This is a genomic window from Alteribacillus sp. YIM 98480, from assembly GCF_009765375.1.
Lineage (GTDB): Bacteria > Bacillota > Bacilli > Bacillales > Marinococcaceae > Alteribacillus.
In genome coordinates, this window is sequence record NZ_VTOK01000001.1 from 51,346 (window position 1) to 76,585 (window position 25,240).

Annotated in this window: 19 protein-coding genes and 1 pseudogene; 15 read left to right on the plus strand and 5 right to left on the minus strand. The window is 37.4% G+C overall.

Annotated features, from left to right (window positions below; genetic code table 11):
- Nucleotides 1-342 precede the first annotated feature (342 nt).
- A complete protein-coding gene (locus FZF09_RS00225) occupies nt 343-900 on the minus strand; it encodes an HD domain-containing protein (RefSeq protein WP_158734567.1) in 558 nt (185 codons plus the stop codon).
- 25 nt (nt 901-925) lie between these two features.
- Entirely contained in the window at nt 926-2,863 is a 1,938-nt protein-coding gene (locus FZF09_RS00230) for an EAL domain-containing protein (protein ID WP_158734568.1), read from the minus strand.
- 132 nt (nt 2,864-2,995) lie between these two features.
- Between FZF09_RS00230 and FZF09_RS00235 the strand changes: the two genes are divergently transcribed.
- Complete coding sequence (locus FZF09_RS00235) at nt 2,996-3,649, plus strand: hypothetical protein (protein WP_158734569.1); 654 nt, start codon at nt 2,996-2,998, stop codon at nt 3,647-3,649.
- Between the two features lie 415 nt (nt 3,650-4,064).
- Nucleotides 4,065-4,403 (plus strand): annotated as a pseudogene (locus tag FZF09_RS23265) (transposase); the annotation flags it as partial.
- A 262-nt stretch (nt 4,404-4,665) separates the two neighbouring features.
- Here FZF09_RS23265 and FZF09_RS00250 read toward each other — a convergent pair.
- Entirely contained in the window at nt 4,666-6,702 is a 2,037-nt protein-coding gene (locus FZF09_RS00250) for a sigma-54 interaction domain-containing protein (RefSeq protein ID WP_158734571.1), read from the minus strand.
- Between the two features lie 278 nt (nt 6,703-6,980).
- Between FZF09_RS00250 and FZF09_RS00255 the strand changes: the two genes are divergently transcribed.
- From FZF09_RS00255 to FZF09_RS00300, 10 genes are all read left to right on the plus strand, one after another.
- Nucleotides 6,981-8,186, plus strand: coding sequence for a M20 metallopeptidase family protein (locus FZF09_RS00255; protein ID WP_158734572.1), 1,206 nt, complete (start codon nt 6,981-6,983; stop codon nt 8,184-8,186).
- Between the two features lie 73 nt (nt 8,187-8,259).
- The gene (locus tag FZF09_RS00260; RefSeq protein WP_158734573.1) at nt 8,260-9,177 is read left to right on the plus strand and encodes an ABC transporter permease; all 918 of its coding nucleotides are present in this window, start codon (nt 8,260-8,262) and stop codon (nt 9,175-9,177) included.
- A gap of 14 nt (nt 9,178-9,191) precedes the next feature.
- Complete coding sequence (locus tag FZF09_RS00265; protein ID WP_158734574.1) at nt 9,192-10,127, plus strand: ABC transporter permease; 936 nt, start codon at nt 9,192-9,194, stop codon at nt 10,125-10,127.
- A gap of 4 nt (nt 10,128-10,131) precedes the next feature.
- On the plus strand, nt 10,132-11,106 hold the full coding sequence (locus FZF09_RS00270) for an ABC transporter ATP-binding protein (protein ID WP_158734575.1): 975 nt from the start codon (nt 10,132-10,134) through the stop codon (nt 11,104-11,106).
- Nucleotides 11,069-12,154 carry an ABC transporter ATP-binding protein gene (locus tag FZF09_RS00275; protein ID WP_304503047.1) on the plus strand — a complete coding sequence of 362 codons (1,086 nt, stop codon included), beginning with the start codon at nt 11,069-11,071 and terminating at the stop codon, nt 12,152-12,154. Before FZF09_RS00270 ends, FZF09_RS00275 begins: the two co-directional genes overlap by 38 nt.
- A 9-nt stretch (nt 12,155-12,163) precedes the next feature.
- A complete protein-coding gene (locus FZF09_RS00280; RefSeq protein WP_158734576.1) occupies nt 12,164-12,832 on the plus strand; it encodes a hypothetical protein in 669 nt (222 codons plus the stop codon).
- Between the two features lie 18 nt (nt 12,833-12,850).
- Complete coding sequence (locus FZF09_RS00285; protein ID WP_158734577.1) at nt 12,851-14,428, plus strand: C45 family peptidase; 1,578 nt, start codon at nt 12,851-12,853, stop codon at nt 14,426-14,428.
- A 17-nt stretch (nt 14,429-14,445) separates the two neighbouring features.
- The gene (locus FZF09_RS00290) at nt 14,446-16,050 is read left to right on the plus strand and encodes an ABC transporter substrate-binding protein (RefSeq protein ID WP_158734578.1); all 1,605 of its coding nucleotides are present in this window, start codon (nt 14,446-14,448) and stop codon (nt 16,048-16,050) included.
- 68 nt (nt 16,051-16,118) lie between these two features.
- On the plus strand, nt 16,119-17,636 hold the full coding sequence (locus tag FZF09_RS00295; protein ID WP_158734579.1) for a gamma-glutamyltransferase family protein: 1,518 nt from the start codon (nt 16,119-16,121) through the stop codon (nt 17,634-17,636).
- Between the two features lie 95 nt (nt 17,637-17,731).
- Nucleotides 17,732-18,994, plus strand: a complete 1,263-nt coding sequence (locus tag FZF09_RS00300) for a Glu/Leu/Phe/Val family dehydrogenase (RefSeq protein ID WP_158734580.1) — start codon at nt 17,732-17,734, stop codon at nt 18,992-18,994.
- Between the two features lie 263 nt (nt 18,995-19,257).
- Here the strand turns inward: FZF09_RS00300 and FZF09_RS00305 are convergent, their stop codons facing one another.
- A complete protein-coding gene (locus tag FZF09_RS00305; RefSeq protein WP_158734581.1) occupies nt 19,258-20,187 on the minus strand; it encodes a sugar phosphate isomerase/epimerase family protein in 930 nt (309 codons plus the stop codon).
- A 20-nt stretch (nt 20,188-20,207) separates the two neighbouring features.
- The gene (locus FZF09_RS00310; RefSeq protein ID WP_158734582.1) at nt 20,208-21,203 is read right to left on the minus strand and encodes a Gfo/Idh/MocA family protein; all 996 of its coding nucleotides are present in this window, start codon (nt 21,201-21,203) and stop codon (nt 20,208-20,210) included.
- Nucleotides 21,204-21,513: 310 nt separating this feature from the next.
- Between FZF09_RS00310 and FZF09_RS00315 the strand changes: the two genes are divergently transcribed.
- From FZF09_RS00315 to FZF09_RS00325, 3 genes are all read left to right on the plus strand, one after another.
- Nucleotides 21,514-22,434 (plus strand): helix-turn-helix domain-containing protein, encoded by a 921-nt coding sequence (locus tag FZF09_RS00315; RefSeq protein ID WP_158734583.1) that lies wholly within the window; start codon nt 21,514-21,516, stop codon nt 22,432-22,434.
- A gap of 447 nt (nt 22,435-22,881) precedes the next feature.
- The gene (locus FZF09_RS00320) at nt 22,882-24,195 is read left to right on the plus strand and encodes an extracellular solute-binding protein (RefSeq protein ID WP_158734584.1); all 1,314 of its coding nucleotides are present in this window, start codon (nt 22,882-22,884) and stop codon (nt 24,193-24,195) included.
- Nucleotides 24,196-24,270: 75 nt separating this feature from the next.
- Nucleotides 24,271-25,221, plus strand: a complete 951-nt coding sequence (locus FZF09_RS00325; RefSeq protein ID WP_158734585.1) for a carbohydrate ABC transporter permease — start codon at nt 24,271-24,273, stop codon at nt 25,219-25,221.
- The last annotated feature ends 19 nt before the right edge of the window (nt 25,222-25,240 follow it).

The window sequence follows — 25,240 nt, forward strand, 5'->3', positions numbered from 1 at the left end:
CCACCTATTTGGAGAGGCTTGTCAAGGCCGACCAACGCGATAGCGTAAGTGGTCCTTGACAACACGGTGATCCTCCCCGAAGACAAAAGAAGAGATAAAGTATGGATTATGCTAGATAAATAGAGTATGTGTCCAAAATCAAGGGGGTTAATCCGGAACCCAACTCGAAATTGTTATTCGTCTATTGGAAAAGATAATGTTGGAGAAAACCGTATTTTTCTACAAAGAATTTAGGCACATTTTCAATTTACTATTCTTACATAAGAGCATAAATAAATGAATCTCATGTTGCCTTTATCGTTAACATCTAAAGACCAAGATTATCCTAAAGCTTATACCGTATTATTTCTTGTTAAAAAGTTTCGCCACTTCTTCTATGAGTAAAGGGTACAAAGGAAATGCCATTAATCGGTTTTCTAATACATTCACAAGGCTTTCATAATACCATTTCTGCTTCTCTTTTCCTCTGTTAAATTGGTTCCAAATGTTTTCACCAACTTGCTCAAAATCTGTAACGGTCTCTCTGATGTTATGTAATTTGTCCGCACATGTAACCATACACACTTCAATCGGGGCTGTGCTTAAAAAATCAAGCGTTTGTTGTTTTCTATCCTCCCACATCAATGATTTATTTTCTGTGCATCCCTCGACAATAGAAGTCACACGCTCACCAAATTCTCTTTGTACATCACTTTTCGTGATGGAAGTATCTTCTATCGTATCGTGCAAAATGCCCGCTATAATAATATCCTCTTCGCAGCCTGATTGACTAAGAAGCATCCCCACTGCATAAGAATGTGTAATATACGGTAACTTATTTCCTTTTCGTACTTGATTTCGATGCGCTTTAGCAGCAAAGTGAATAGCTGAATTAAGTGTATCCAGCTTTAATAAATCCATAATGACCACAACCTATTGTTTTTTATTATGATTTTATCAGTTTTGAGTGAAACCCTTTCACCCATTCCTTTACAGGTATTTCATCAACTAAACAAGGGCGAGAGAAATAAAAGCCTTGTCCATAATTTATCCCCAAGTTTATTGCTTTCTTGATTTGATCAGGATTCTCTATTTTTTCAACAATAAACTCTATCTTTTCAAACGTACTCAGGTTACTTTCTTTGTTTTGTTCTATATAATGTTTTATAGCCCTAGGACCATACTTATCAATATCATCAATAACAACTTTAATATAATCAGGTTTCATTTTTAAAACTTCTTCCATCGAAGATTGCTTTCTTCCAAAATCATCAATTGCGGTCGAAAATCCTTCTTCATCAGCCATTCCCCGCCAAATATAGGCCAGGGCTTTACGCTCATACTCGGTAACTTCAATAACAATTTGTTCTCCGCTTTTTAATAACTCTTTAATTGACTGCTCTAAGATCGGCAATGTTAAGTCTGCTTCTAAATTTACAAATATACCTTTATTTACAAAAGGTTTAATGTAATCTACTTTATCAATAAGCTTCTCACATCCAAGTATTGTTAGAGAAGAAAGTTTATTATGGTCTCTGGCTATTTGAAAAATTTCATCAGGCATAAGTATTTCCTCTGGGTCCCGGCATAAAAACTCAACGGCATCCACTTGACCCGTTTGTAAATGAACGATTGGCTGAACAGCAAAGTTAAGGTCTCGAGTTTTTAATATTTCAAGCAAACGATTTACTTTTTTGCTGTAAATATCTTTTTGCATAGAATTATCATTAGTTGGTGCCGGCTTAGGCCAATCCAACGGAATTCCCTGTTCATTAGGCAAATCTAAGTCAATTTGTTCATGTTTAATGGCAGCTTCTAAATTATAAGCTGTATATATAAATGCTGCAAATTTCTTAAGTGGATCAGGCGTTTTACGAACGAAATTCAACCCAGCAGCCACACCTGCTAAATAATAAGAAGGTTCGCATAAGGATAGGAAATGTTCATCAGTAAATTGGTGACGAAGTGCTTTTCTGATGGAAGTAAAAAAAGTCCTTAAAATGAGGCTCCCTTTCATATTCGGAATATATGGATCTTCATTTAATTTCTTCGTTAACCCAGAACATAATTGATGCCAAAATTGTCTTTCTGCCTCTGTGTTAAAAGATAAATAATCCATTAATAAATGGAGTTCTAAGTATCTTTCATCATAAAATATATTGGTGTTATTTTGGTACTCAGCAAAATCAATAATGGAAAAAGATTTATTGTTTAAAATAATAATGTTATTTCCATGAAAGTCGCCGTGACTATCAGCAATAGTACATTCAATCCAAGAGTTCTGCCATAATGATTCATGTGTAAAAAATTTAGCAGGGTTAGGAAAAATCATTCCTGATTCATTAAATTTAATAAAGTTATCGTCTGTACTGATGTTTAATTTTTTAAAAGCCTTTAATAGTTTATGGTCCATAAACCTATAACCCATTGTTTGCTTAACTAGATCAAAAGGTTTCATACTATCATCATTATGTTCTTCGTTCCAATTATATATAAATTCGGAAATTATTGGGGTTACTGACTCGAGATATTCGTCGTTTTCTTCAGTTAAAGCATTATTTAACGTATAACTTTTACTATTTCCTGCAAATTGATATAACACTCCATGCCAATTATCTACTTTTTTATAATCAATAATTTTGGGAATAAATAATTCTTTATTATTTTTTTTGGCGACAACATTTCTTGCTTTATTATGTACCTCTGCTTCTATGGTTTCATCGCTTTGTTGCTTTTCTATTTTAACAACAGCAGTACTTCTTTTCATTCTTACAATATAGACTTGGGCGCCGGATTTACCGTCGGTTAATGGAGTAATAATCCTCCTTGGTTTTGGATCAAAATTGAAACGGTCTAAAAACTCCTGCTCTTTTTCATACGGCACACCTTACACCTCCAAATTGCTCCAAATTAAAATTTATTATTAAAGATTTTTCGTGAAAAACGTTTATCTCATCATATATAATACATTAAGAGACTATAAAAATAATAAAAAAGACATATAGGAGGGGGAAAAATGGCAAAAACAACGACGATGTTTATCGAACACATTATTAATGGCTTTCATTTTTTACTATCTTTAATCTTATTTGTCCTTACCATTACAGGGTTTCAATTGATTGAACTGAACACTATTAAATCTTTTATGATGAATGGGGGACTTATTTCTCATTTCATTTTTCTTCTGCCTACCATTTATACACTAGGACTGATAATAGATAATTTAGTGGACGATAAAATTTTTGAAAAGCAAGAAAAAAAGTTGAGAAATAAGTACATTTCCGATAAATCACATTCAGGCAGAAAATTAATTATGCTGTCCAAAGATGATAATCAAAGGCGGCAGTTAGATTATATCAGAACGAAAATTAGAATTACTAGAACAGCAAGCTTTAATTTTGGTTTGCTAACATTCCTCTCGCTCTTATTTACGACCATTCATTTACGGGGGGTCCTGGATGGGTATTTAGTATTGTTTATTGGGTTAGAAGCAATAGTAGGTGGTTTATTGACCTATTTAGCTTATTGGTCTTGGAAGAGTAATACAAAAACATATTGTAATCGAGTTGTTGATGGTTTTAAAATACTCCAACTAGAGCAGCCTAAACGAGAACATAAACAAATGGAGTCAGAAGATGAAACAGATAGCTATAATTTGTTTGACGTATAAAATTTTTTCATAGGAGTAGGATAAAGCTTCTCATGAGGTTTACTTACACTTGTGGGAAGTTTCATCTTTTATTTCTTTGTTTATTCGCTTCATATTCAAAACCAAGCAAAACTTTTACCAAAGTTTATAATATAATTTACACAATTTTCTAATTCTCTAATGTTTCCTTTCCGTTTATGAAAATGATTTAAGAAACAAAATACATATTCGAACGAGACCGTTGATCATCTATCTGCAAGAAAAAGAGAGAAGGCATTTAAAGAGGATCTGAAAGGGTTACCCCGCAAGATCTCCTCTTAAAATGCTGGGGATGCGGTAAGCGTATAAAGTACAACATGATCTGGAAAAGAATGAACGCATTCGAATGAAGCGAAGCAAAAAACTATTGTGGAATTGAGTCTACAAATTATCAGAAGAAGAACGACAAAAGGTCAATCAAATACTCCAGAGCGATTCACGGTTACAGGAAGCTTATGAGGTAAATTATAGGAATGATAAATTAATGAGAGCAATAAAAACACTGCAGCACAAGGGCTTGAGGAATGTCTGTTCCCTAATGAAAGCTTCAACTATTGAGGCATTTTACAAGGTGATAAAAACATTTAAACGTTGAAAGCAAGAGATTCTACAGTCATTTATGTACCCGTTCAATAGCGGGTACATGGAAGGTTTGAACAACACCATTAAAGTGGCAAAACGTATGTCCTATGGAATTAAAGTCTTTGAACGATTGAAAAAGAAAATATTGTGGTGACAAATGGTGAGAAAGATTCTAGCCTAAATAGGAATAGTTTACCTAGTAGAGGAAATATGCGAGACTCCTGCGGAAAAATGGGTGGCCGAGACCTCGCAGCGTGGTGGTTTTTCGCGAGGAGGCTCGGGCGTTCGTCCGCGGAAAGCGAGATATTTCCCTCTGCGGCCTATATGAAATCACTATTTTTATTAAAAGAGCCTTTTAAAAAGAGATGGTCGAGTGACAATCACACCAACACATTTGACAGAAAACTAAACACTTTTCATTTCTTTATTGCTTGTATCCCTTTTTTTGTGATTGTGGTTCCGGCTCTGCCTTTTCCCACTTCAACTAAATCATCTTCTTCCATTTCTTTAAGATAATTTCTCAATTCCTGCTCAGAGATAAAAAGCTGATTTGCAAACGCTTTTTCCGCTATTTTTTTTCTTCCCATTCTTTTTTTGTTGAGATATGCTTGATAAAGCACATCTAAAATAAAATTTATTTTTTCTCCAAATTGCATCGGTTCCATATCACTTTCCATAGGGATAGATGGATCATCAACGGAATCTATCCATTCTTTGTAAATAGGTAAGTCTTTGCATTCGATAAATCTTTTTCCAAAGTTCATAATGTAATTCGCACAATTTTCTAATTCTCTAATATTCCCTTCCCATTTATGATTTATTAAAAAATTAGATGCGTCTTCACTTAATGTAATATCATGACCTTGCGTAAAAAAAGAGAATAGAGGAAGAATGTCTTCCTTTCTTTCGCGAAGAGGCGGTATATCTAATGGTAATACGTTTAATCGAAAGTATAAATCTTTACGGAAGGTCCCTCTTAATACCTCATTTTTTAAATTTCTATTCGTTGCAGCAATGACTCGTATATCTATTGGGATAATGGAGTCTCCGCCTACTCTCATGACCTCTTTTTCCTGAAGAACCCTTAATAATCTTGATTGAAGAGCCATTGGCATTTCACCAATTTCATCTAAGAAAATTGTTCCTAAATGTGCTTGTTCAAATAACCCAGGCTTGCCGCCCTTTTTAGCTCCGGTGAATGCTCCTTCTACATATCCAAACAATTCGCTTTCTAATAATTGTTCTGGGAGTGCTGCGCAGTTAAACGCTACAAATGAATACTGTTTTCTAGGTGAGTGGTTATGAATGGCTTGAGCAAACAATTCTTTTCCTGTACCGCTTTCTCCTTTAATTAGCAAAGAGGCGTCCGAATGAGACATTCTTTGTGCGATATCTTTCGATTTTAATATGGATGGAGAATTTCCAAGTATATTGAAAAAATGATATTTTGCAGCAAACCCTTTACCCGCTACTTTCGTTCGCAGTCGATGCTGCCGTTTTTCTGTTTCCTGAAATGGCACAAGAGTAGCGATAGCTCCGGTTGTTTCTTCGTCTACTTTTATAGCGTTCATTGTTAGTACCGTAGACGTTTGGCCAATTTGCATGATTTCTTCCACTGTGTCCTGTTCCTCCGTTAGAATGGTGCCAAATTGAATATTTGGAAGAACATCTTGAAAGTGGTGGCCAATTACTTCTTCTGCTTTTCGATTAATCAGCTGCTCAGCGGCGTCATTATAGGTAGTAACGATACCAGAAGAATTAACAGCAATTATTCCGTTTTGTACGATCTGAAGAAATAAATCTAATTGGTTTTCGAGGTAATCCTTTTTATCTAATATTCTCTCTAGCCCATAACTGATTGGTATGATATTAGAAAAATGCCGTTTAATCTTTCCTTCGAATTTATGATGGTCTATATCCAATTTTGCGATGATATCCATATAGGTGGTCATGTCTAAAATACGGTTTCCGATATTAATAATTTCTTTATTTTCGAGATGGTAATCAGGTTCTTCATTTGGACTGATGATCAAATCAACGTCTGGAAACGGACTCATTCCTTTATAGGCGGGAATCAGATTAATTTGTCTAACATCAAGCTGGTGAATGGTAGAGATGGTCTCTAGTGACATTTCAAGTGTTGCGTTATATAAAATGGCATTTGTTCCTTTACGTAAATTTTTAATCTTTTTCAGTCCGGTTTCGCTTAACGTTCTCTTGGCAATAATGACAGCGGCATTTACATTTTTTATATAACGACGGACTTTTTCAAATACCTTATAGTTGGGAATTAATAGTAAATCCCCTTCAATTCCTTCATAAATCGTTTCATCCTCAAAACAATAAAGGCTGGTTGTTATGTCCTTCCCAAACATATTGGTCACTTCTTCATGAAATGAAAGCATAGTGTTTTTATAAAGAGAAACAATCGTTAAATTTTTATTGCTGCTCATATTTTGCTCCTCCTCTTTTAACTAGTTCGAATTTTATAAAAAAAATGAAAAGAAAGCAATAATTATTCAAACAAAAAAACCAAAAATAATTGGTTAATTTGTAAATTAATTAACCTATTTAACCAATTGTTTTTTTAAATTGTATTCAGGGATGTATCTTTTTATTTTATATTTTTGACTATGACACTAGGATCCCTCGTTTATTTTTAATAAATTAATTACATTTGGCATGGATATTGCAATAATACTATCGCAGATAACAATAAGGAGCTGAAACCATGAGTACACTACTTACTAAAGCTATGAATCTACAAAATGAATTATCTAAATGGAGACGCCATTTACATCAATACCCGGAACTGGGCTTTGAAGAATATAACACAAGTGCCTTTATTAAAAAGAGACTGAAAGAGTTTGGAATTACTGAAATTACAAAAATGGCTGGAACAGGCCTGATGGTTTTTCTAAGAGGAAAAAAACCTGGACCGACCGTTATGTTAAGAGCAGATATAGACGCATTGCCTATTCAAGATGAAAAAACAGTGGAGTATGCCTCAAAGATAAAAAATGTAGCCCACTTGTGCGGCCATGACGCTCATACTGCAATGATGCTTGGAGCTGTGAAAATATTAAAAGATATGGAAATAGAAAAAGGTAATATTCAGGTAATCTTTCAGCCGGCTGAAGAAGGATTGAGCGGTGCTAAAAAAATGATTGAAGAAGATGTCCTTAATATTCATAATGTAGACGCTGCTGCCGCTTTACATGTTCAGCCAACATTGCCTACTGGTGAAATATCTGTATGCCCAAATTCTAGTACTGCTAATTCTGATCGATTTGTTATTAAAGTAATAGGCAAAGGCGGCCATGCTGCTCACCCTCACGTAACTGTAGATTCCGTAGCAGTAGCGGCTGAGCTCATTTCTTCGATCCAGCATATTGTTAGTAGAAAAATTAACCCGCTAGAAAACGCCGTTATATCGATAGGAAAAATCAGCGGCGGGTCCGCTAGAAACGTCATAGCCCCCTCCGTCTCCTTGATTGGGACTGTCCGAACATTAAAAAAAGATGTGCAAGTGCATGTGAAAGAAGAAATGGAACGAATAATTTCAGGGGTATGCCAAGCATTTGGCGCAGACTATCAATTTGATTATGAAAAAGGGTATCCTTCTGTAGATAACGACGAAGAAATGATTGCTATTTTTAAATCGACCGCTGCAAATATTTTAGGAGAAAATAAATTATCCGTCGTCCCTCCGTCAATGGGTGGGGAAGATTTTTCATATTATACTAAAAAAGTTCCTAGTTTGTTTTTTAGATTGGGAGTCCGTCCTAAAAACAAAGAAACGATGTATTCTCACCACCACCCGTTATTTGATATTGATGAAACGGCTATGACTTATGGGACAGCGCTCTTATCTCAGTTCGCACTTGATTTTCTGCATCATAAAAAGGTATTAAAAGAAACTGTTTTATCTAAATAATAAAGAAGTCTTCTATAATTTTTGTAATTTTTATTATAAAATGAAAACTACATTTCTATAAGGAGGGTCTTGAGTGAGCAATTATATTAGGCGAAGAATAATTCAACTGCTCCCTGTGATGTTTATCATTGTATTTATTGTTTACTGTTTAGTCTATCTTGCTGGCGATCCTGTACTGCTCATGCTGCCTGAAAACGCTACAGAAGAAGACATTGCCCGCATGAGAGCTGCATTAAACCTGGATCAGCCATTCTATATTCAATTTTTTACTTACATATCGAATGTCATTCAGGGGGATTTTGGTGAATCTTTTCGCTATAACCAACCAGCATTAGGTTTAGTATTGGAACGTTTGCCTGCCACGATTGAATTAGCTGTTGCATCAATGATTGTAGCTATTGGTATTGCTATTCCACTCGGGATATGGTCTGCTCTTAAGCGTAACTCTATCACAGATGTGTTTATAACTGGCGGTACTGTACTAGGGCAGGCGATGCCAAACTTCTGGCTGGGTATTATGCTTATTTTAATTTTTGCAGTTAACTTGCAGATTTTCCCCGTCTCAGGAACAGGTACTTACGCGCATTTAGTGTTGCCTGCCATCACTTTAGGAACAGGGATAGCAGCTCAAATTGCACGTTTAACACGTTCGAGCATGTTAGAAACGCTAAATCAGGACTATATTCGAACTGCTAAAAGTAATGGAATTAATTGGTTTTCGGTTGTGTATTTGCACGCTTTTCGGAATTCTCTGATTCCTGTGGTTACCATTACAGCAATGCAGACAAACGCTTTAATTGGCGGTGCTTTAGTTACAGAAATGATTTTTGCTTGGCCGGGTCTTGGGCAGCTGCTCATTCAAGCTATTCATGCCAGAGATATGGCTATTGTGCAAGCATCCGTCTTTATCATTGCCATAATCGTTATATTAATGAATTTTATTGCTGACATTTTATACAAAGTCCTCGACCCAAGAATTGAATATAAGTAAGGAGGTAAGGTGTTATGGGTTTACCACTTAAGAATAAGGAGCTGGAAACGGCTTCTGCCCCGTCCGAACATAAGAGGCTTTCTTCATTAAGACGATGGATTAGACTGTTATTACAAAGCAAAACAGGGACAGTTGGGCTGTTTATTGTTCTTAGTGTTTTTTTAGTAGCTGTATTTGCTCCGTGGATCGCACCGCATAACCCAGCAGAAAATAACCTGGCTTCTATGCTGCAGCCTCCTTTCTGGATGGACGGTGGATCAACCGATCATATTTTAGGAACAGACAACTTAGGAAGAGATATTTTCAGTCGAATTGTCTATGGTGCTCAAGTATCCTTGCTCGTTGGCATAACTGCGGTGTTAATTGCCGGTGCAATCGGTCTGGTAGCTGGTATTGTGGCAGGGTATTACGGAGGTTTTATAGACAATGTCATTATGCGGTTTGTAGATGCTTTTTTAGCAATACCAAGCATCCTTATGACGCTGGTTATTCTCGGAATTGTTGGTCCTGGAATGCTTACTTTGATCCTTGTACTAGGGATAACGAACTGGGTTAATTACGCCCGCATTGTAAGAGGGGAAGTTTTATCGGTTAAAGAAAGGGATTTTGTAAAAGCAGCAAACATGATGGGGGTAAATGATAAAACGATTATGTATCGTCATTTAGCGCCTAATATATTTTCTTCTTTTATTGTTATTTCTACATTAAGTGTCGCTACGACAATTATTTCTGAAGCTGCCCTTAGTTTTTTGGGAATGGGAATACAACCTCCACAAATATCCTGGGGAGGTATGCTTAGTACTGGCCGCGATTATCTAGCTGACAGCTGGTGGGTGGCAACATTTCCTGGCATTGCGATAACGATAACCACTTTAGGAATTATTTTTCTAGGGGATTGGCTTCGCGATGTACTTGATCCAAAAACGAATGTAGGCCGGAAAGGTGGATAATCCAATGGCAAATGATCAAACACTGTTAGAAGTAGAACACCTAAAGACTCACTTTTTTACAGAAAAAGGGGTAATCCCTTCTATTAATGATGTTTCTTTTTCGATAAATAAAGGGGAAATCGTAGCCTTAGTTGGCGAATCCGGTTCTGGCAAAAGCGTGACCTCCATGTCAATTATGGGTCTTATTGAATCTCCTGGAAAAATCGTCAATGGCAGTATTATATTTGATAACCAGGACTTAACTTCACTAACGCATAAAAAATATCAGAAGATTAGAAGAAATGATATGTCTATGGTTTTTCAAGAACCATTAACAGCTTTAAATCCTGTTTTCTCGATAGGATTCCAATTAATTGAAACCATAAAAGTTCAACAAAAGACAAATAAGAAGAAAGCGAAGGAAATTGCATTTGAATGGCTGGAAAAGGTGCGCATTCCTAACCCGGACAAAGTTTTTGCTTCGTATCCGCATGAATTAAGCGGAGGCATGCGTCAGCGAGTGATGATCGCTATGGCTCTTTCCTCCCGTCCGCGATTATTAATTGCAGACGAACCAACGACAGCGCTCGACGTTACTATTCAAAAACAAATATTGCGTTTGATGAAAGATCTAACAAAAGAATTAGATACAGCTATTTTGTTTATCACGCACGATCTTGGTATCGTTGCTGAAATGGTTGATCGTGTCATGGTGATGTACGGGGGTGAAATCGTAGAGAAAAGCGAAGTCAAACAGTTGTTTCATGCGCCGAAACATCCATATACAGAAGGGCTATTAAAAAGTACTCCAAAGATCAACCAATGGGGTGAAAAATTACACGCCATCAGCGGCACCGTTCCTACACCATCTAATCTGCCAAAAGGATGTAAATTTCATCCAAGGTGCCCTAAAGCATTTGATCGATGTGAATCGGAACATCCTCCATTAATAGGTCACAAGGATGGAAGCCAAGTCCGTTGTTTATTATATGAAAGATAGAAAGGTTGGTGATCCAATGGCTGCTGAACATTCTCCTCTACTAGAAATCAGCGGAATTAAAAAATATTTTGATGTTTCCAAAGGAATTTTCAAGAAAAAAAAGCAGTATTTAAAAGCAGTAGATCGGGTGAATTTAACTCTTAATAAAGGAGAAACTGTTGGCATCGTGGGAGAGTCAGGATGCGGTAAATCAACTCTTGCAAATATTGTCATGGGGGCGCTGCCTCCTGATGAAGGGAATATTATTTTTGATAACACAGATATTTATTCTCTTTCTAAAAAAGAATTAAAAGAGAAGCGAAGAGGCTTTCAAATGGTCTTTCAGGACCCTTCTTCTTCCCTAAATCCAAGGATGACTGTTTTTGATATTATCGCAGAGCCGCTAAAGTCATTCAATATAGTGAAAGGGAAGCAATTAATAGAGGAAGTAGAAAAGCTGTTATCCATTGTAGGGCTCGACATTAGTTACAAAAAGCGTTATCCGCATGAATTCAGCGGCGGGCAGCGTCAACGCATTGTTATTGCAAGAGCCCTGGCTTTAAAACCTAAATTAATAGTTTGTGATGAACCTGTCTCGGCTTTAGATGTTTCCATTCAAGCCCAAATATTAAATCTGCTGCGCGAATTACAAGATAAATATCATTTGACTTACTTGTTTATTGGTCATGGCCTTCCGTCTGTTCATTATATTAGTGACCGTATTGCTGTTATGTACTTGGGAGAGATAGTAGAAACCGGCAAAAAGGATATTATTTTTCAAAAACCTGCTCACCCATACACGAGAGCTCTTCTGTCGTCTGTACCAGTTCCGGACCCAGACTATCAAACGGAAAAACGAGAGAATACAGAGATTCTAGGGGATTTACCTAATCCTATCGATCCGCCTTCAGGATGTAAATTCCATACGCGCTGCCCTATTGCTCAAGATATTTGCAAACAAAAGCCGCCAGTTTTGTCATCTATAAGAGACAACCAACAAACAGCCTGCCATTTCCCAATAACGGAAAGCTTGGAAGAAGCAAAGGAATATAAAGCATTTATTAACTAGGAGGAAAACATGAAAAAAACACAAATACTAAATTCTTCTATGGCAGCGGAATTAGAAAAAACATTTGCAAACAATAATTATACCGGCATAACGGAAGCTGAACGACCTTTTCATACCGAAACAGGAAGTTTACCAATTTTGGTCTCAGCTCCCCATTCTACCAAACATAAAAGAAATGGTTCTATTAAAGAACAAGATGATTACACAGGAGCAATTGCATTGCTTTTGCATCAATTAACAGACTGTCATCTGATTTATACAACCAAATTAAGTGATGAAGATCCTAATTATACGAAAGGTGGTGGTGTATATAAGAAAAAAGTCGTTGATATAATTCATCGTTTTAAAATTAAATATTTAATTGATTTGCATGGGGCGTCTGAAAAAAGGCCATTTAGTATCGACATGGGGACTTGCTATGGCAAAACAATGAAAGGTGACACGCTTTGTATCATTGAAAACGACTTGGTTTCTTCATCTATGCAAGGTGTTAAACAGAATCATCATTTTCCGGCTTGTAATCCGAATACAGTTACCCATTACGCAAATGCTCAAACAGGAGTTGAATCCGTTCAATTGGAAATCAATAAAGTTTATCGTGATCCAATATGTACGGAAGAATTATTTTTAAGGTGTGTCAATGGTTTGCGGCAATCTATTATCAATCTATCAACATAAGAGGAGGAAATACTTTTTATGAAAAAGGTTATGGGTGTGTTTATGGCTTCTTTTCTTTTGGCAGCTATGACGTTTACTACTCAGCCCAACACTGGTTATGGGTCTAGTTCAGCTATTGCTACAGGAGATTCTACTGTAGATGGAAGACCGGTCGCTTGGAAGAACCGTGATCATTGGTCTACACCTGATGGATGGAAAGTGTATCCCTATTATTATGAAGCGGACTCTTCTACTTTTGGTTCGGATGACCAATTTACATCGCGATTTAATTATGTCGGAGCGACAGCGAGAGGAGAATCTGGAAAAGATCCTATAACAGAAGAACAAGTGCCTTGGGCAGGTGCAAATGAACAAGGTTTGGGACTTGTGCAAGTGCATGGACATACATTAACATCTGATTTTGCCCAAGACCATGGTTTTCCGGTGTCTCAAGACCTTGATAATGGTATTGCTGCTGGGATGATGAATCACATCATATTATCGCGAGCTGAACATGTAGATGAAGTCGAACAAATATTGCGAGACACCAATGATGGAGGCGGGTTCAATAATAGCTTCGCAAGAAACACATCAACGATTATAAGTGTATTTGACCGATTGGGAAATGCGGCTATTTTCGAAATAGACGGAGATAGTTTCACCAGGGACAATATTACAGATGAATATTATCAAGATGAAGATGGTTATTATACTAAATCACACGAAGACAGTAAAAATCTTCCTAATCCAAAAGACGGCGAGTACAGCGGTTATGATTGGCGAACAAATTTCAGTAAAGTCGATTGGACAAAGTCTAATGGATTTCCTTACTTTGTTGATGAAGAAACGACAGAAGTTGTGGATAATGAAGTAACTGCTACAGGCGATACACCAAACGGAGTACATGATTGGAATTATTCAACAAGTGCAGTAAAAAGACATACGAGGGCAGGAATTAGAATGGATGATCCTTATCCGATAGATTACCAATACTTTATTCAAAAAGATGTTGGTTCACACGCTCTTCCAACGGAATGGTATATGGAAACATTATCTAGAAATATAGGGAATCTCCCCGCTGAGGATAAACCCGTTGGCTGGCATCTTAATCGTCACGTGAGTACTTTTGGTTCCGTCATTACCGGCGCCAAACAAGATGACCCGCACGAAGGAAAACTCACAACGATGTGGATCGCCCTGGGTGAACCGTCTGTCAGTATATTTGTTCCTGTCTTTCCGTTTGCAGGCGATCCTCCAGAAGAGTTAGATGATATGTATCTAGAAACAGATGAAAAAAGACAGCAAGTATATGAATATGACGGTGTTGAGGCTTGCGGTTACAGCTGCGGCAGAAATAACAACAGCACCATAAATATTGAAGCACTTGTTGGAAAAGAAAGTGAAGGAGATGGATACTACGGAGAAGGGGGGATTCAAAAGAATATTTTTGAGGTTGAAAATTGGGTTTTTGAGGAGTATGAAGACTTCATGGATGATTTAAGAAGTAATGAATATACAGATGCAGAATTAAAACGAGAATTGTCCGATTGGCAAGCATGGATTGCCGAAGAAGCTAAAACCCATTACAGAGAAGAAACCTCGCCAATAAATAATTAAAAAAGGGGTCTGATTGTATGAAACAAAAAATATTTTTCATGTCCATTTTCTTATTATTGACGATTATGATAAGCGGTTGTGTGACTGCTAATCAAAGTTCAGGAGATGAGCCTGAGCAAGAATCATCAGCCGAAGAACAAGAAAATCAATCATCTGATTCAGAAAGTTCCCAATCAGATGATGACACCTTAACCATTGCTGTTGGAGTTGACATGGACACATTTGATATTCATGATCACAACAATACACTAACCGAAGCAATGCATATTAATATGTTCAATTATTTATTTATGAGAAACGATGAAACCGGCGAAATAGAACCTGATTTAGTAGAAGACTATGAAAATACGGATGATTTAACTTGGAAAATGACATTAAAAGAAGGCGTTACGTTTCATAATGGTGATGAACTAACTGCTGAAGACGTGAAGTATACATTAGAACGTGTTATAGAGGATGAAAGTTTAACGGAGCATGCTCAATATAACCAAATTGATGAAATCAATATTATTGATGATCATGAATTTGAAATTGTTACACACGAACCAGAACCAGTGTTGTTAAACCGTCTTTCCCGAATCGGTTCTAGCATCCTTCCAAAAAATTATATTGAGGAAAACGGCTGGGACCATTTTCTTGAAGAACCAATTGGAACCGGACCATTTCAATTTGAAGAGTGGAACCGTGACAGTCAAGTTGTCTTCTCTCGTTATGATGACTATTTTGAAGGTGCAGTGGAAGATTGGGAACAATTAGTGTTCCAAGTTATTCCTGAAACATCTACAGCGGTCGGTGAATTGCTGACAGGCGGTGTCGATATTGTCTTTGATGTACCTGACAACGAATGGGATCGTATTGATGGAAATGAAGGTACTTCTGTTGTTACCGGTCCTTCTCAACGAGTAGGTTTGCTTGGAATCCGTCATACAGAAGGTTATCCGACTTCAGATCCGCTCGTTCGGGAAGCTATTGAGCTTGCTATTGACAACGAAGCTTTAGTAGAGCATGTGTTAGGCGGGGCTGGCGTACCCACAAGAACACGGGTAACTCCTGGTAACTTTGGGGCAAACGAAGAATTGTTTAACACCTCTTTATATGACCCAGAAAAAGCTGAAGAACTTCTTGAAGAAGCAGGATATGAAGATGGTTTAGAACTAACACTTCATGCCCCGATCGGCCGGTACACAAAAGGAGAAGACATAAGCGAAACAGTAGCGGCAATGCTTGGTGAGGTAGGCATTACAGTAAATGTTGATTTTATGGAATTTAATGATTTCTTAGCAACACGCAGAGCCGGAGAAAATGAGGATATGTTTTTTGCCGCTTTTGGGAATTCCTTATTTGACGGTGATGTTGCCTTAGATGTATACAGGTCCGAGCGATCAGAAGGTGAATTAGATTATGCAAATGAAGACGTGGATCGCTTACTAGAAGAAGCATCTTCTGAAATGGACCCGGATGTTCGTAAAGAAAAATTTGAAGAAATTCAGGAAATTGTAGCAGAAGAACGACCGCATGTGTTCCTCTACCTGCAAGACAACGCATTCGGAGTATCTGATGGAATTAATTTCACCCCGAGACAAGACGAGATGTTCTATGCTCCTGATATAACCAAACAATAAATTGAAAGTTGGAGGCTGTTGGACAGCAGTCTCCCTCTTTCTTATTAAAACTGGAAAGGAGAAAAACGATGAATAATCACTACGCTGTTAGCAGTGCTCACCCACTGGCTACAGAAGCAGGAATGGACATTTTAAAAAGTGGTGGAAACGCGGTCGATGCTGCAATTAGTGTAGCTTATACTCTTGGCGTAGTTGAACCGTACGCCTCAGGGATTGGTGGAGGTGGTGTAATGATGATCTTAAAGAAGAATTGGAAAGAACCTGTTGTTTATGACTATCGAGACAAAGCTCCCCTATATAAAGAGAACATCACCTCTGAAGCAGCTGTTCCCGGTTTTATTAAAGGAATGGAAACATTGCGGAAGAGTTACGCCTCTTTGTCTATTGAAAGAATTATGAAACCAGCTATGGAATTGGCTGAAAATGGCTTTCCTATTCATGACATCTTTCAAAACAACTTAAGAAAAGCAGACCATCTAAACAAAAAAGAACTTACACACTTTTATATTGATGGCGAGCCAATAAATAAAGATAGTATTCTTATCCAAAAAAAATTAGCATCTACCCTGCGAGTTATTTGTACAGAAGGAGAAGAGTCTTTTTACATTGGAAGATTAGCCAAAGAATTAACCCAAGCTGTTCCGCAAATTACAGAAGAAGATTTGCAAAACTACAGCGTTAAAATTAGTAAACCAGTTAAAGGTTATTTTCATGAGCAATCTATTTTTTCACCTCCTCCGCCATTATCTGGTCCAGTTTTATTGCAAATTTTAAAAATGGCAGACTATTTTAAGCTAGATGAATTAAACAAAACAGACTATATGGATTATCTAGCCATAATTGTCGCTGTCGTTTCAGAAAATTACAAAGCATGTTCAGGAGATCCTGACTTTGTATCCATTCCTTCTCATTGTTGGCTGGATGAAGAAAATATGTCTTCCCTTTATGAGAAAATAAACAATCATTTAAAAACAACTCCTTTTTCTTTACAAGGAGATATCAATGATTTTAATAGCACTACTCATTTTTCTGTTATGGACAGCGAAGGAACCGTTATTGCTGCTACCCATACCATTAGTGATTTTTTTGGCTGCGGCAAATACATAAATGGATTCTTTTTAAACAATCAATTAAGAAACTTTAATGATGATGGCATTACCCTTAATTGCTATGAACCAGGAAAAAGGACACACAGTTTTATTTCACCAGCCATTATTCGGAACAAAGAGAATGATATGGTTCTCTCACTAGGATCTTCAGGCGGCAACCGAATTCCAATGATTTTAACCCACTTTCTTATTCAACTCTTAAAAAAAGAAAGGTCAATTCAAGATATTTTACATGATCCACGATTCTTCTATAAAGATGGAAAGCTTTTATTTGAAGAGCCGCTCAATAAAGAGCAGCTGCTTGCTTTTTCCAAAAAATATGCAAAAGTTCAAGTGTTAAATAATAGCCTGTATTTTGGTGGTTTGCATATGCTTTTAAAGCAAAATGGAACGATAGAAGGGGGCGCAGATCCAAGAAGAAAAGGCAGTGTTAAATTCGGAAATAGCATGACGCCTTATACATTGGAGGAAAACTAACAAAATCGGAAACTTATGGTTTTTTCAATCGTTTTTTCATAGAGTTATTTTCTTCATAAATAAATATTGAGTTTTCTTTCAAGGAGGAAGCAGTAATGACTGTTACTAGTGATAAAACTTCTTCATTATCTTCATTTCAGGCCACACAAGCACGTTTAGAAACAGCAATCGATACACTTGGTTACTCACAAGAAATGTTTGAATTGCTCAAGGAACCAATCAGGGTGATTACAGTTCGTATTCCAGTACGAATGGATAACGGCAAAACTCAAGTCTTTACAGGCTTTCGCTCTCAGCATAACGACGCAGTTGGCCCGACAAAAGGCGGTGTTCGTTTTCATCCCTCTGTATCTGAAGATGAAGTGAAATCGCTCTCCCTTTGGATGAGCCTAAAGTGTGGCATTGCTGACCTTCCATATGGAGGAGGAAAGGGAGGAATTATTTGTGATCCCCGGCAAATGTCATTTAGAGAACTAGAGCAATTAAGTCGCGGGTACGTCCGGATGATCAGCCAAATTGTCGGCCCGACAAAAGACATCCCCGCCCCGGACGTTTATACTAACTCTCAAATTATGGCATGGATGATGGATGAGTACAGCCGTATCCGTGAGTTTGATTCTCCCGGTTTTATAACTGGAAAACCTTTAATGCTCGGAGGCTCTCACGGCCGAGAAACGGCAACGGCCAAAGGAGTACTCGTGTGTATCGAAGAAGCAGTAAGCGTGTTAAATAAAAAGATTGAAAATGCTCGTGTGATCATTCAAGGCTTTGGAAACGCCGGCAGTTACATAGCAAAGTTTTTATATGACAAGGGAGCAGCAGTAGTCGGAATTAGCGATGTTCTAGGGGCTTTATATAATCCAGACGGATTATCGATTCCAGATCTGAGTGATCAGAGAGACAGCTTTGGAATGGTGACGAACCAATTTAAAAACACAATAACGAACGAAGAGTTACTGGAAAAAGAATGCGATATACTTATTCCAGCAGCTATTTCTAATCAAATCACCGCCCGTAACGCTGACTGTATTCAAGCAAAAGTAGTAGTTGAAGCGGCTAATGGTCCGACAACTCCAGAAGCCACTGACATTTTAACGAAAAAAGATGTTCTGTTGATTCCTGATGTTTTGGCAAGTTCCGGTGGTGTAATTGTTTCCTACTTTGAATGGGTGCAGAATAACCAGGGATATTATTGGTCCGAAGAAGAGGTTGAGCAGAACCTCCACCGCAAAATGGTTCAATCATTTCATAAAGTACATGAAACATCCACTCGTTATAAAACTGATATGAGAACAGCTTCCTATATTGCTGGAACAAGAAAAATGGCGGAAGCTGCCCTTTTTCGCGGGTGGGTGTAATTTCACTTTTTTCACAAGAGGGAAGTTAAACAGTTCATTGCACTACTTCAACTTTTGAAAATAAAATCAGATTAAGAAGTTTTTAACAAAACCCTTATGAGTGACCAATGAGGCTGTCTCAAAAGATTAGTCTAGGTTATGAAAATCATTTGTTGAGAACTGACTTATGCAAAAGCTCCATTGGCCCGCTTTTTGCTCATTATAAATAGATAGTTATTATAAGATTTCCATTCAAACCCTTTCAGCAATGTATAAAATTTTGATCATAGAACTTCTTTTAGTACATTCGTTGATTTATAAAAAGCAGTCAGCGGGTCCATCGTGTAGTCTTCTAATTCCAGACTGACAGGGCCGTCGTAACCATTCATCCGGAGAAGGGTAAAAAACTCTTTCCACCATGTCACATCATGGCCATATCCTAATGCTGTAAAATTCCATGATCTACCCGAAAAGGAATGAACGGATTTCGTATCAAGAGAGCCTTCCGTTTCTAAAATTCCCTTTTCAAGTCGTGTGTCTTTGGCATGAACATGATAGATGGCATTTCCTAAAGAACGTACAGCCATGATGGGATCTCCTCCCATCCAGAATAGATGGCTTGGATCAAAATTCATTCCTATCATTTCACCTACGTGATCTCTTAAACGCATTAATGTTTCTCTGTTATAAACGAGCTGTGAGCCATGGTTTTCCAATGCGATTTTTTCAATTCCATGGTTCTTTGCTTCTTGAACAGTCTTTTCCCAATAGGGAAGCGCCACTTCTTCCCATTGCCAGTTTAAGATTTCGGAGTTGATAGGAGGCCAGCTGGTTGTGATCCAATTGGGCGTTGTTTCACCAGGACCTCCTCCAGGGAGCCCTGACATCATTATTATAGTATTTATGCCTAGAAGTTCTGCAAGACGAAATGTTTTTTTTACTCCTAGCTGGTGGTGTTTCCCACTATCGTTTGGAGCTAATTGATTGCCAGAACAATTTAGAGCTTCCATTTTTAATCCACGTTTATTTAACTCATTTACAAATCGCTCTCTTTGAATGGAACTGTTAAGCAGCTCATCTACATTAAGATGAGGTGCCTCTGACCAATTTCCAGTTGCAAATTCTAAAACTTCGTAGCCGGCTGCTTCAGCCGTATCTATCATTTCTTCAAATGACATGTAACCTAAACTATCCGTAACCAAACTCATCCGCATTAGTAAAACTCCTTATATATTTAAATCGTTACTGTTAATCCTGAATCTATTGATTGGTGGCAAGCTTCAAGTGCTTTCATATTATTTATACTGCTAGATGTTGAATAAGAAGGTTTCGTACCTGTTAAAATACAATCGGAGAAATGTTCTACTCCCAATGTATATTGATTTTCAATAATGATTTCCTTCCTGCTTCTGCCGTCTTCGGTGTTAACAAGAATAACACCTTCTCCATCTGACTGAGGAACGTAAGCTTTTGTCACTTCAATCTTTCCTTTTGTCCCTATAACTTCATATGAATGCCGTTCAGCCATATTCATACTGCAGTCAAAATAGGCTTTAACTCCATTTTCTAATTCCATCATTACCACTGCTGATTGATCAACATCATAATCTTGGTAGCGTTCTTCTAAGGCAAAAACACTCTTAGGTTCCTGCTGCAGCGTATTTCTTATGGCATGTATACAATAGCCCCCAAGGTCAAATAAGCTACCTCCGCCAAGTTGTCTGCTCATACGGATATTTCCTTCTAACTGATGCAGCATAAAACTAAGACGCGTATGCATTAATTTTACGTCACCAACTTCACCTGACGCTATAATATCTTTTACTCTCTTATGCTGCGGGTGAAATTGATACATATAAGCTTCCATAAACAAAACGTTGTGATGGCTGCAAACCTCGATCATTTCTTTTGTTTCCTCCGCTGTTAAAGCAGCAGGTTTTTCACAGAGAACATGCTTTCCGTGTTTTGCAGCTTCTCTTACCCATTTAGCATGAAGGCTGTTTGGAAGTGGAATATAAACTACATTAATATCGGGATCCTGCAGCAATTCCTCATAACTATTATAGGCTTTTGGAATATTAAACGAAGCAGCAAATTCATCCGCTTTTCCGCTTCCACTTGCAATAGCTGCCGCTTTGGCATTATTTGCGCTATGCAAGGAAGGTATGACTTGTTTGCGAGCAATCTCAGCGGTGCTTAAAATTCCCCAGTTGACAGTTGATTTTTCCATTATAAAACCTCCTAATTTTGTATAATGATTTATCTTTTTGCCGATTTTCTAGAGGATGCATGAGCCCTGCACGGCAAAGCCGAATTACTGTAAATCAAATAACTTCATTAAACGTGTCTATCTTCTAGTGTGAAAATTCCAAATGTTATGGAATCAACTTAACACGTTACAAAATTAACTAAAATGCAAATCTGTGAGTAAATTTTGCACAATTGTTAGATTGATTTTGGTATTGCAAACTAAAAGAAAAAAACAATGTTATAATTTGGTTAACCGCTTTCACAGATTGGAAGGAAAGGAAGAAAATTGTATGGCTCACTATTCTCTTTCTTCGCTTTATAGTGCTATTCGAATTATGGATATTCAATTAGATTTAATTAATAAAGGGTGGAGTTGTAATAACCATCGGCATTCTTATTTTGAGTTTTTATATTGTGTATCTGGAGAAATGGAACAATGGTTGAATGGGAAAATGTATGTGTTAAAACCTGGTGATGCTGTGGTTATTAAATCTGGCATGTACCATCATACTCATACAACGGAAAAGACCAAATATTTAGACTTCCATTTTGATATTGAGATGAAAGAAATACATTCGATTTTTCAATTAGCGTCTGAACCAATTATTTCTAATAGTGAAACGATGAATGATACATTTTCTATTTCCCTTTGGGTCAAAAATTTTATTGAAGAGTTTCAAATAAAACCGCAAAGAAAAGTTCCTTACTTAGTTCAAGAGGATTATTTAGACATTGATTCGACCGTGGATATCCTTCTTCTGCATTCACGAGTCCTGGAGTTAATTAGTGTCCTGGCTAGACACTTCTTAACGAAGCAATCTCAACAGCTAACAGGTATCTCACCTTCGCAAACAAGAGTTGCTTATGAAGCTGCCAATATATTAGAAAATAGGCATAATAGTAAATTTAAGATTGAGGATTTAGCAAATGAGCTAAACTTAAACCGATCTTATCTAAGTCAATGTTTTACAAAAACGTATGGTATGTCGCCCTCAGAATACCTCATGCGTATACGAATACGTGAAGCAAGGCAGTTATTAATGGAAACAGACCTTTCCGTTGAACATATCAGCCAACATCTTGCATTTTCTTCAGCCGGACATTTCAGCCGTACCTTTCGTTCGATCATGGAGGTATCTCCCTATCAATTCAGAAAGGATAAAAAAAATTCAATCCAAAAATCTATTTCTTATAAAAACAAGATCAATTAAACTAGTTCAAAAGTATTATTAGCATAAGACAGAATGAAGAAAGAATCATTTGATGTCTTAATATCTAATAAAACTGTTAACCGCTTAACCAAAACGTTTATAAAGCAGTATTAGCGTTAATCGGCCCTTTCATAGGGTCATTGGGAAACATTTGTCAAAAAAGTGTTGCAACTTTTTGAAAATATATGCTACTATTAACTCACATAAGTGAAAGCGCTTTACCTATTTTAGGAGTGCTTGTCTTCTAGAATCAACCTCATTTTAATAGAAGGAGGGTTAAATCTTTCATTTATATTATTATGAAAGCGCTATTTTAATGTAAAACTTTTAAAAGGCAGTTTATTAAAAATTTTCTTCTATTATTTTTTTGGAATTTTTCACAAATTTTTAGTTTTTGAGAAAGCGCTTTTCTTGTTTACTGTTGATATTTTTAAGGGGGAAAGTAAAGTGAAAAAATTTAAAAAGTGGTTAGGTGTATCTTTTCTATCATCTTTACTGATTGCAGCAGGTTGTGGAGGAGACGACGATTCAGGGGCTTCCGGTGAAGGTGAGTCTGGATCAACAGAAGGTGAGTCGATTTCCGTTGCCATGGTGGCAGGGGCTGAATCGAGCTCATTAAAACAACTCGTTCCGGAATTTGAAGAGGAAACGGGTATTGAAGTGGAATGGAATGAATTCGATTACAATACGCTTTATGAAAGAATCTATAACGACTTGCGGACAGGCACTGGAACATATGATGTAATTTTTGCCGATGATCCTTGGATGCCGATGTTTGCAGGGGGTGGATTTTTAACACCGCTTGATGAACTAGGCTATGAATTAGATGAAGATTTTGCAAAGATGTCGCGTGAGGTAAGTATGTGGCCGGCACCGAGCGGACCTCGTCTTCCTGATTCTGATCCGGATGAAGAACCGCGTGCTTACGGTATACCACAAGTAGGTAATGTGCAGTTGTTCTTTTATAGAAATGATATTTTAGATGAAGCTCCAGAAACTTGGTCAGATTTACAAGCAGCTATTGAAGAAAATCAAGATGAAGTAGATTATGGCTTTATACATCGAGGTGCACGCGGTAATGCAATTGCAACCAATTTTAACGCGTTTCTTTGGTCACATGGAGCAGACTTCTTTGATGAAGAGTGGAACGTAACATTAGATAGTCCAGAAGCAATTGAAGCGCTAGAATTTTATGTTGATTTGACAGAACATGCCCCAGACGGCATTGCCAACTATAATGCCGATGAGATAGGTCGTGTAATGAGTAAAGGAGAAGGGTTAGCGTCAATTGTATGGCCGGTTTGGGGAGAAACAATGGAAGATCCTGAAAAATCCGACGTCGTTGGGGATATTGGATACTCTCTTGTTCCACGTGCAGAAAATGGGGATTTCTCCCCTATGATTGGAAACTGGATTTTAGGTATTCCACAAGCTTCTGAAAAGAAGGAAGCTGCATTAGAATTTATGACTTGGGCTTCTTCTGAAGAAAATCAAAAGCAAATGACAAAAGATGGCGGGCTTCCTAGTCGTACTAGTGTATTGACAGATCCTGAACTGACGGAAGATAAACCATATCTTGAAGCAGTGAACGAAGGTCTTGAAAACGCTAATTTCCGTCCGCGTACTCCGCTTTACTCTGAGATTGAAAATATTTACGGCACATATTTAAATCAAGCATTAACTGGAGATTTGACACCAGAAGAAGCATTGACGGGAGCAGCAGATGAAATTGAAGCACTTATGGAAGACAATGGTTACTAATAAGTTGTGGCACAGAGTCCCTCGGACTCTGTGCTCTCCCGATATATTTAATACAAACATAGGGAGTGTAAGACGATGAGTAATAATACAAATCAAGCGGCTTCTGACTTGCAGCGAAATGAATTACCGGCAAAAAAGCCGAAAAAAAGTAAAACGTTACAGCAAAGTGATAAAAAGCTTCCTTTTCTATTGTTAACACCGACATTTATTTTATTGGCTGCAGTTACTATTTTTCCGATACTATACGCATTATACGTATCCGTGATGAACTTTGATACATTTGGAAATTCTTCCGGGTTCGCCGGTTTAAAGAATTACATGGATATATTTGCAAGCAGTACGTTTTGGAATGCAATCTTTATTACTCTTCTTTATACTGCTCTTGCTGTATCCATTGAAATTTTTCTCGGGTTTAATCTAGCTCTTATGGTATCGAAAGACGGTAAAGCAATGACATACCTGCGCTGGCTGCTGATTATACCAATGATGTTATCACCACTTGTTGTAGCCGTTGTTTATTTATTGATGATGAATACAGATATGGGAATTCTCAATTATATGCTGCAAAGCATTGGTCTTCCGAAAATTAACTTTTTAGGAGAGCCAACGACTGCTTTTCTATCGTTAATATTTGTCGATGTTTGGCAATGGATGCCAATGTGTTTTTTAATTATTCTTGCTGGTCTTCAGGCACTGCCGAGAGATCCGTTTGAAGCAGCAGAAATTGACGGGGCATCTAAATTTCAAGTTGTTCGTTTTGTTACATTGCCAATGTTGAAACCGATTATAGTGGTGGCGCTTGTTATCCGGACTATGGATGCTCTTCGTACATTTGACCAGGTATTTGTCCTAACGCAGGGCGGTCCAGGCCGAGCAACAGAAACGATAAGTTTTCTCATGTATCGCGCCTCGATGAAAAATTCAGATTTTGGATTTGCATCAGCAGGGCTATTCATTGTTTTAATTATTACGATTATTATTTCGACCATGTTAATTCGATTTATGAATCGATCTCAGAGTGCTTAACTGAAAAGGGGTGACGCAG

What these genes read in the sequence shown, in the direction of transcription:
- FZF09_RS00255 (WP_158734572.1), top strand. Translation starts at nt 6,981, where the DNA reads ATGAGTACACTACTTACTAAAGCTATGAATCTACAAAATGAATTATCT.
- FZF09_RS00315 (WP_158734583.1), top strand. Translation starts at nt 21,514, where the DNA reads ATGGCTCACTATTCTCTTTCTTCGCTTTATAGTGCTATTCGAATTATG.
- FZF09_RS00295 (WP_158734579.1), top strand. Translation starts at nt 16,119, where the DNA reads ATGAATAATCACTACGCTGTTAGCAGTGCTCACCCACTGGCTACAGAA.
- FZF09_RS00270 (WP_158734575.1), top strand. Translation starts at nt 10,132, where the DNA reads ATGGCAAATGATCAAACACTGTTAGAAGTAGAACACCTAAAGACTCAC.
- FZF09_RS00235 (WP_158734569.1), top strand. Translation starts at nt 2,996, where the DNA reads ATGGCAAAAACAACGACGATGTTTATCGAACACATTATTAATGGCTTT.
- FZF09_RS00280 (WP_158734576.1), top strand. Translation starts at nt 12,164, where the DNA reads ATGAAAAAAACACAAATACTAAATTCTTCTATGGCAGCGGAATTAGAA.
- FZF09_RS00305 (WP_158734581.1), bottom strand. Translation starts at nt 20,187, where the DNA reads ATGCGGATGAGTTTGGTTACGGATAGTTTAGGTTACATGTCATTTGAA.
- FZF09_RS00275 (WP_304503047.1), top strand. Translation starts at nt 11,069, where the DNA reads ATGGAAGCCAAGTCCGTTGTTTATTATATGAAAGATAGAAAGGTTGGT.
- FZF09_RS00265 (WP_158734574.1), top strand. Translation starts at nt 9,192, where the DNA reads ATGGGTTTACCACTTAAGAATAAGGAGCTGGAAACGGCTTCTGCCCCG.
- FZF09_RS00290 (WP_158734578.1), top strand. Translation starts at nt 14,446, where the DNA reads ATGAAACAAAAAATATTTTTCATGTCCATTTTCTTATTATTGACGATT.
- FZF09_RS00300 (WP_158734580.1), top strand. Translation starts at nt 17,732, where the DNA reads ATGACTGTTACTAGTGATAAAACTTCTTCATTATCTTCATTTCAGGCC.
- FZF09_RS00310 (WP_158734582.1), bottom strand. Translation starts at nt 21,203, where the DNA reads ATGGAAAAATCAACTGTCAACTGGGGAATTTTAAGCACCGCTGAGATT.
- FZF09_RS00285 (WP_158734577.1), top strand. Translation starts at nt 12,851, where the DNA reads ATGAAAAAGGTTATGGGTGTGTTTATGGCTTCTTTTCTTTTGGCAGCT.
- FZF09_RS00225 (WP_158734567.1), bottom strand. Translation starts at nt 900, where the DNA reads ATGGATTTATTAAAGCTGGATACACTTAATTCAGCTATTCACTTTGCT.
- FZF09_RS00250 (WP_158734571.1), bottom strand. Translation starts at nt 6,702, where the DNA reads ATGAGCAGCAATAAAAATTTAACGATTGTTTCTCTTTATAAAAACACT.
- FZF09_RS00325 (WP_158734585.1), top strand. Translation starts at nt 24,271, where the DNA reads ATGAGTAATAATACAAATCAAGCGGCTTCTGACTTGCAGCGAAATGAA.